This window comes from Streptococcus mitis (assembly GCF_001579035.1).
Taxonomy (GTDB): Bacteria; Bacillota; Bacilli; order Lactobacillales; family Streptococcaceae; genus Streptococcus; species Streptococcus mitis_J.
Genome location: NZ_KQ970287.1, coordinates 277,097 through 284,132 on the forward strand (window position 1 = coordinate 277,097; position 7,036 = coordinate 284,132).

Sequence of the window (7,036 nt, forward strand, 5' to 3'; positions counted from 1 at the left end):
GTCACACAATAAAGGAGAAGACCTATGATTTTTGACAAAGATGATTTTAAAGTATACGACGCTGATCTCTGGAATGCTATTGCCAAAGAAGAAGAACGACAACAAAACAACATTGAGTTGATTGCTTCGGAAAACGTAGTTTCCAAGGCTGTTATGGCAGCTCAAGGGTCTATCTTGACGAATAAATACGCCGAAGGCTACCCAGGTCGCCGTTATTATGGTGGAACTGATGTGGTAGATGTGGTAGAATCTCTAGCCATTGAACGCGCAAAAGAAATTTTCGGCGCTAAATTCGCTAATGTCCAACCTCACTCAGGCAGCCAAGCCAACTGTGCGGCTTACATGGCCTTGATTGAGCCAGGTGATACCGTTATGGGGATGGATTTGGCAGCAGGTGGACACTTGACCCATGGAGCTCCTGTTAGCTTCTCTGGTCAAACCTACAACTTTGTTTCTTATAGTGTGGATCCTGAAACAGAACTCTTGGATTTTGATGCTATCTTGAAACAAGCCCAAGAAGTAAAACCAAAATTGATCGTAGCAGGTGCGTCAGCCTATTCTCAAATTATCGACTTTTCAAAATTCCGTGAAATTGCAGATGCCGTTGGTGCTAAGCTCATGGTAGATATGGCTCATATCGCTGGTTTGGTTGCAGCTGGTCTACATCCTAGCCCAGTGCCATACGCTCACATCACGACAACAACGACTCACAAAACCCTTCGTGGACCTCGTGGTGGTTTGATTTTGACTAATGACGAAGAACTTGCTAAGAAAATCAATTCAGCTATTTTCCCAGGTATTCAGGGCGGTCCTTTGGAGCATGTTGTGGCAGCTAAAGCTGTTTCTTTCAAAGAAGTCTTAGATCCAGCTTTCAAGGAATATGCTGCCAATGTCATCAAGAACAGCAAGGCTATGGCAGATGTCTTCTTACAAGACCCTGATTTCCGTATCATTTCTGGAGGAACCGAAAACCACCTCTTCCTAGTGGATGTGACTAAAGTTGTAGAAAACGGAAAAGTTGCCCAAAACTTGCTGGATGAAGTCAATATTACCTTAAATAAAAACTCAATCCCTTACGAAACCTTGTCACCATTCAAGACAAGTGGGATTCGTATCGGATCTGCAGCCATCACTGCACGTGGATTTGGTGAAGAAGAAAGTCGCAAAGTGGCTGAACTTATCATTAAAACCCTTAAAAATGCAGAAAATGAAGCTGTATTAGAAGAAGTGAGAAGTGCAGTCAAAGAATTGACAGATGCCTTCCCATTATACGAGGACTAAAACTTTTATGGACATTTATATTAAGAAAGCCATTATTCATCAGTTCAGTCCGGATGATACCGAGCTGTTCCTAGCGGATAAGTTTCTCAATATTACTCCAAAAATCGAAGAATACCTGCGTAGAAAAATTGAACGTGTGTATTCAGATGAAGCCAAGACTGGGATTTTCGAAGAAGAAAATCCCTTCTTCAATCACATCACAGACGATTTGTTGGAGACTTCAGTAACGCTGGCTAATCTCTGGAAAGAAGAGTTCAGCATTTCTGAAAATCTCAAGACCAATGACTTGATTTTTGTGCAATTTTCTAAAGAAGGCGTGGAACATTTCGCTTTCTTGCGAATTGCCCTGCGGGAGACATTGACCCACCTCGGTGGAGAAGTTGATAATCCAATCAAGCTAACTCAGAATAACCTGCCTGGATTTGGGACAGGTGCTGACGAAGCCTTGGTGGTCAATCTTCAGAGTCGCAAGTACCATCTGATTGAAAAACGAATCAAGTACAACGGGGCTTTCTTGAACTATTTTTCAGATAATCTTCTTGCTGTCGCTCCTAAGATTTCTCCTAAGAAATCTATCAAAGAACTGGAAAAAACAGCCCAGAGAATTGCTGAATCTTTTAACACAGATGACTTTCAATTTCAATCCAAGGTCAAATCAGCGATTTTCAACAACCTAGAAGAAAGCAATGAATTATCGCCTGAGAAATTGGCCAACGACCTTTTTGATAACAATCTGACGGCTCGTTTGAGCTTTATTGACCAAGTCAAAGAAGCCGTACCAGAACCAGTTCAATTTGATGAAATTGATGCCAGTCGTCAGCTTAAAAAATTTGAAAACCAAAAACTTTCCTTGTCAAATGGAATTGAGCTCATCGTTCCCAATAACGTCTATCAAGATGCCGAGTCTGTTGAGTTTATCCAAAACGACAATGGAACTTACTCTATCTTAATCAAAAATATCGAGGATATTCAAAGTAAATAATGTTTAAACGAATTCGAAGAGTGCTTGTACTGGCAGTCTTCCTTTTTGCTGGCTATAAAGCTTACCGCGTTCACCAAGATGTCAAACAAGTCATGACCTATCAACCCATGGTGAGAGAAATCTTGAGTGAAAAAGACACCCCAGCAAACGAAGAGCTTGTGCTCGCTATGATTTATACCGAAACAAAAGGAAAAGAAGGCGACGTCATGCAGTCTAGTGAGTCTGCCAGTGGTTCCACCAACACCATAAATGATAACGCCTCTAGCATTCGGCAAGGCGTTCAAACTCTGACAGACAATCTCTATCTGGCCCAGAAGAAGGATGTAGATGTCTGGACTGCTGTTCAAGCCTATAATTTTGGACCTGCCTATATCGATTTTATCGCCCAAAATGGCAAGGAAAATACCTTGGCTCTGGCCAAACAGTACTCTCGTGAGACTGTTGCTCCCTTGCTTGGCAATACCACTGGAAAGACTTATAGTTATATTCACCCCATTTCCATTTTCCATGGAGCCGAACTCTATGTAAATGGAGGAAATTATTACTATTCTAGACAGGTGCAACTCAACCTTTACATCATCAAATGTTTCACTCTCTTTTCGACATCTGGCTAGTCCAGATGTTTTTGTTATAAGTTTTCTTTAAGATAGATATATTACTCTAGAAAGGTAAAGGAGGAAAATCCCTATGAGAAAGAAACTCTTTCTGACCAGTGCTGCGGTCTTGTGGGCAGTAACAGCTATGAATAGCGCCCATGCAGCAACAGATGTTCAAAAAGTTATCGATGAAACCTACGTCCAACCTGAATATGTCCTAGGTTCATCATTGTCAGAAGACCAAAAAAATCAAACCCTTAAAAAACTAGGCTACAATGCCTCAACAGACACCAAAGAACTCAAGACCATGACACCTGATGTCTATTCTAAGATTATGAATGTGGCCAATGACTCTAGCTTACAATTGTATTCATCAGCCAAGATTCAAAAGCTAGGTGACAAGTCGCCACTTGAGGTCAAGATTGAAACACCAGAAAACATCACTAAGGTGACGCAGGATATGTACCGCAATGCGGCCGTAACTTTGGGTGTGGAACACGCTAAAATTACTGTAGCAGCACCTATTCCAGTTACAGGTGAGAGTGCCTTAGCCGGGATTTACTATTCGCTAGAAGCTAATGGAGCCAAGGTGCCGCAAGTCAACAAAGATTTGGCTCAAGAAGAGTTGAAGGCTTTGTCCGATATCAATGCTGAAAACAAGGACAAGACAGGCTATGATGCTAATAAATTAAATGTTGCCCTAGCAGATATCAAGTCAGGACTCGCCAAAGCTAAAGAAAGTAAGGGAAATCTGACAGAGGAAGATGTCCGCAAAATCGTTGAAGATACCTTGAAAAATTACAAACTTGATCAGGTTATAACAGGAAACCAGATCAATATTATCATTAATTTTGCTTTGAATCTCTCAAAGAGTGATATCCTCAGCAATGCAGACTTCACTAAAACCCTGAATGACCTTAAACAAAGTATTGTTTCACAAGCTGGCGACAGTTTTAAAAATATTAACCTTAACTTTGATGCGGATAAGGCGCTAGAGGACGGCGGGAACTTCTTAAGCTCCCTCTGGCAAGCCATTGTCAACTTCTTCAAGAGTTTTGGTTCTTAAGAAATTTCATGGTATAATAGATGGTAACCGTAACGTTGCCGTCTTTTTTGTCGGCCAATAGAAAGAGAAGAGAATGTTAAAGAAAAATGATATTGTAGAAGTTGAAATTGTTGACTTGACCCATGAAGGGGCAGGAGTTGCCAAGGTGGATGGTTTGGTCTTTTTTGTAGAGAATGCTTTACCAAGTGAAAAAATCCTTATGCGTGTCCTCAAGGTTAATAAAAAGATTGGTTTTGGGAAGGTTGAAGAATACCTTGTTCAATCACCACACCGTAATCAAGATTTAGATTTGGCTTACCTGCGTTCAGGAATCGCGGATTTAGGTCATCTTGCCTATCCAGAACAGCTCAAATTTAAAACCAAGCAAGTCAAGGACAGTCTATACAAGATTGCTGGGATTGCTGATGTAGAGGTTGCTGAAACACTTGGCATGGAAAATCCAGTCAAGTACCGCAACAAGGCACAGGTGCCTGTTCGTCGTGTTAATGGTGTCTTGGAAACAGGATTTTTCCGTAAGAATTCCCACGATCTCATGCCTTTGGAAGATTTCTTTATCCAAGATCCTGTGATTGACGAGGTAGTAGTAGCCCTACGCGACTTGCTCCGCCGTTATGACCTGAAATCTTATGATGAAAAGGAACAATCTGGCTTGATTCGAAATCTTGTGGTGCGTCGTGGACACTATTCAGGGCAAATTATGGTTATTTTGGTAACAACTCGTCCCAAAGTTTTTCGTGTTGAGCAATTGATTAAACAACTAATCAAGCAGTTTCCAGAGATTGTGTCTGTTATGCAAAATATCAACGACCAGAATACCAATGCTATTTTTGGCAAGGAATGGCGTACGCTTTATGGACAATACTTTATCACTGACCAGATGTTGGGAAATGACTACCAAATCGCTGGACCCGCTTTTTACCAAGTCAATACTGAAATGGCTGAAAAACTTTATCAAACAGCTATTGACTTTGCTGAATTAAAAGAAGATGATGTGGTTATTGATGCCTATTCTGGTATCGGGACGATTGGTCTTTCTGTTGCGAAACATGTCAAGGAAGTCTATGGTGTTGAAGTCATTCCAGAAGCGGTTGAGAATAGCAAGAAGAATGCTCAACTGAACAATATTTCAAATGCCAACTATGTCTGTGACACAGCTGAAAATGCTATGAAAAATTGGCTCAAAGACGGTATTCAACCAACCGTTATCTTGGTTGATCCTCCACGCAAGGGCTTGACAGAAAGCTTTATCAAGGCAAGTAGCCAAACAGGAGCTGATCGCATTGCCTATGTCTCATGTAATGTCGCAACCATGGCACGTGATATCAAACTCTACCAAGAATTGGGATATGAGTTAAAGAAAGTCCAGCCGGTGGATTTGTTTCCTCAAACGCACCACGTTGAGTGTGTGAGTTTGTTAGTGAAACGCAGTTAATCCTCAAAAGGTTCCCCAAAACTTTTGAGTCCGCCAATGGGATAGCTGTCGTAGAGTAATAAGTTTACGACGAAACGATAGGGTAACAGCGAACCGCCGAGTGTGTAAGTTTGTTAGTGAAACGTAGCTAAATCTCTCGCTTTTTCATTTCAAAGCGAAGGCTTCAAAGCTCCACTGGAGCTTTGAACTCCCCAAACCTTTTGAGTCCCAAAGATGCATTATAACGGGGCTGTAGCATTGATGTCAAAACTTTCACCTACTACATAAACAAATTCTATCCAACGTTTAAAAAAGGAACAGTAGCTGATAATATATATCGGTTTGCATCGTGACGACAAGCAGGTGGATTACGATTATTTGGAATTTATAAAATCTATGATGAGAGGTATCAAGTAATTTTTATTTTGCTAGAGCAAGCAACAAATCTTCTTCATAAGGACTATACTAAGCAGATATATCAGATAATAGATTTAGATAAATTTGAAGGAGTTATGATGAATCAACTTCTAGACCACATCAGCATTTAAGAGGATGGGAAAATTAGAGTACCCTTCACAGAGGGAACTGAGGTACAGTTACAGAAAAAGAAAGGCTGTAATAACAGCGGGAAATCATTTTCGTTACAGCCTATTTTGCGTTTTTGTGGTATACTGAAATTGTTGAATGACTTTGAAAGTAAACAAGAAAAATAACTATTAAGGCTTTTATATTTGATAGTTATATTTTCAAAAATATGATATAATCAAAGATATTGCAGATGGATAATAAAATATGACTAGAGAAAAAGAGTTTAAGACTATTGAAGAGCAGATTTTGATTCAACGTGACAGGAATTTGAAGATTACTGATGAGCCAGGGATGGTTAGTTTTATTCAGCAGAAAAATTATTTTAATTCTATAAATGGTTTTGAAACTATTTTTTTGGAGACCTCTAATCCTAAAAAATATATGAAAAGAGTCTCTTTCAAAGATTTTGAGAGAATATACACATTGGATAGAAATATAGCTAAGTACTTGTTTCAAGAAATCGAAAAAATTGAGGTTGAACTAAAGTCGAGAATTGCATACGAATTTTCAAAAGCACATTGCAATGGTGGTGTTGCTTCTAACTTGAAGTATTTAGATATCAATTGTTATGTGCTACCGACAGCGCACAATCGAAACTCTTTTACAGAATATTTTTATACTCATGGGGATAATAAAAAAACGCATTCTTTTTTTAGAGTGCATACTATTTCAGCTAAGATTAAAGATGTAACATTTACAGGTAATATTAGTACCTTTCATACTCGTAACCGAGATGTATATTACAACCTAGAAGGTGATTTTGATGGAATAGTTGATGATCTTAAAAAAAATCAATACCGAGGGAAATTTTCAGTAAAAGCTTCTAATACTCCTAGTAATATTTCTTCATTAAGTGGTTCTACGAATGTGACAATTCAAATTAATAACATAGAGGGAAGATTTTTTGAATTATCTTATTCTGACTTCTGTAAAATAAAATATCCATATATTTCTAGCTATAAAAATCCTCCGCTTTGGGTTATTATTGATACACTAATGTTAAATGACTTGCTGGTTTTATTTCAAGGATTAGACATTGCTATACAAAATAAAATTATGAGTGAGATGGGATTTGATTCCTCTATTAGTGGGAGTCGGGAGAAATTTATTAA

At 39.1% G+C, this 7,036-nt stretch carries 6 protein-coding genes; all 6 read left to right on the forward strand.

The features are described from left to right. Window positions 1-24 precede the first annotated feature (24 nt). Entirely contained in the window at window positions 25-1,281 is a 1,257-nt protein-coding gene (gene glyA / locus SMIDD26_RS05785) for a serine hydroxymethyltransferase (protein ID WP_061439444.1), read from the forward strand. Between the two features lie 7 nt (window positions 1,282-1,288). Next, on the forward strand, window positions 1,289-2,263 hold the full coding sequence (locus SMIDD26_RS05790) for a nucleoid-associated protein (protein WP_061439445.1): 975 nt from the start codon (window positions 1,289-1,291) through the stop codon (window positions 2,261-2,263). Continuing rightward, complete coding sequence (gene pmp23, locus SMIDD26_RS05795) at window positions 2,263-2,877, forward strand: cell wall hydrolase Pmp23 (protein ID WP_061439446.1); 615 nt, start codon at window positions 2,263-2,265, stop codon at window positions 2,875-2,877. Before SMIDD26_RS05790 ends, pmp23 begins: the two co-directional genes overlap by 1 nt. Window positions 2,878-2,950: 73 nt before the next feature. Continuing rightward, complete coding sequence (locus tag SMIDD26_RS05800) at window positions 2,951-3,925, forward strand: DUF1002 domain-containing protein (RefSeq protein WP_061439447.1); 975 nt, start codon at window positions 2,951-2,953, stop codon at window positions 3,923-3,925. A gap of 73 nt (window positions 3,926-3,998) precedes the next feature. Next, window positions 3,999-5,357 (forward strand): 23S rRNA (uracil(1939)-C(5))-methyltransferase RlmD, encoded by a 1,359-nt coding sequence (gene rlmD / locus SMIDD26_RS05805; RefSeq protein ID WP_061439448.1) that lies wholly within the window; start codon window positions 3,999-4,001, stop codon window positions 5,355-5,357. 771 nt (window positions 5,358-6,128) lie between these two features. Beyond that, window positions 6,129-7,036 (forward strand): Abi family protein (locus SMIDD26_RS05810; RefSeq protein WP_061439449.1); only part of this gene is annotated, 908 nt, incomplete at its 3' end.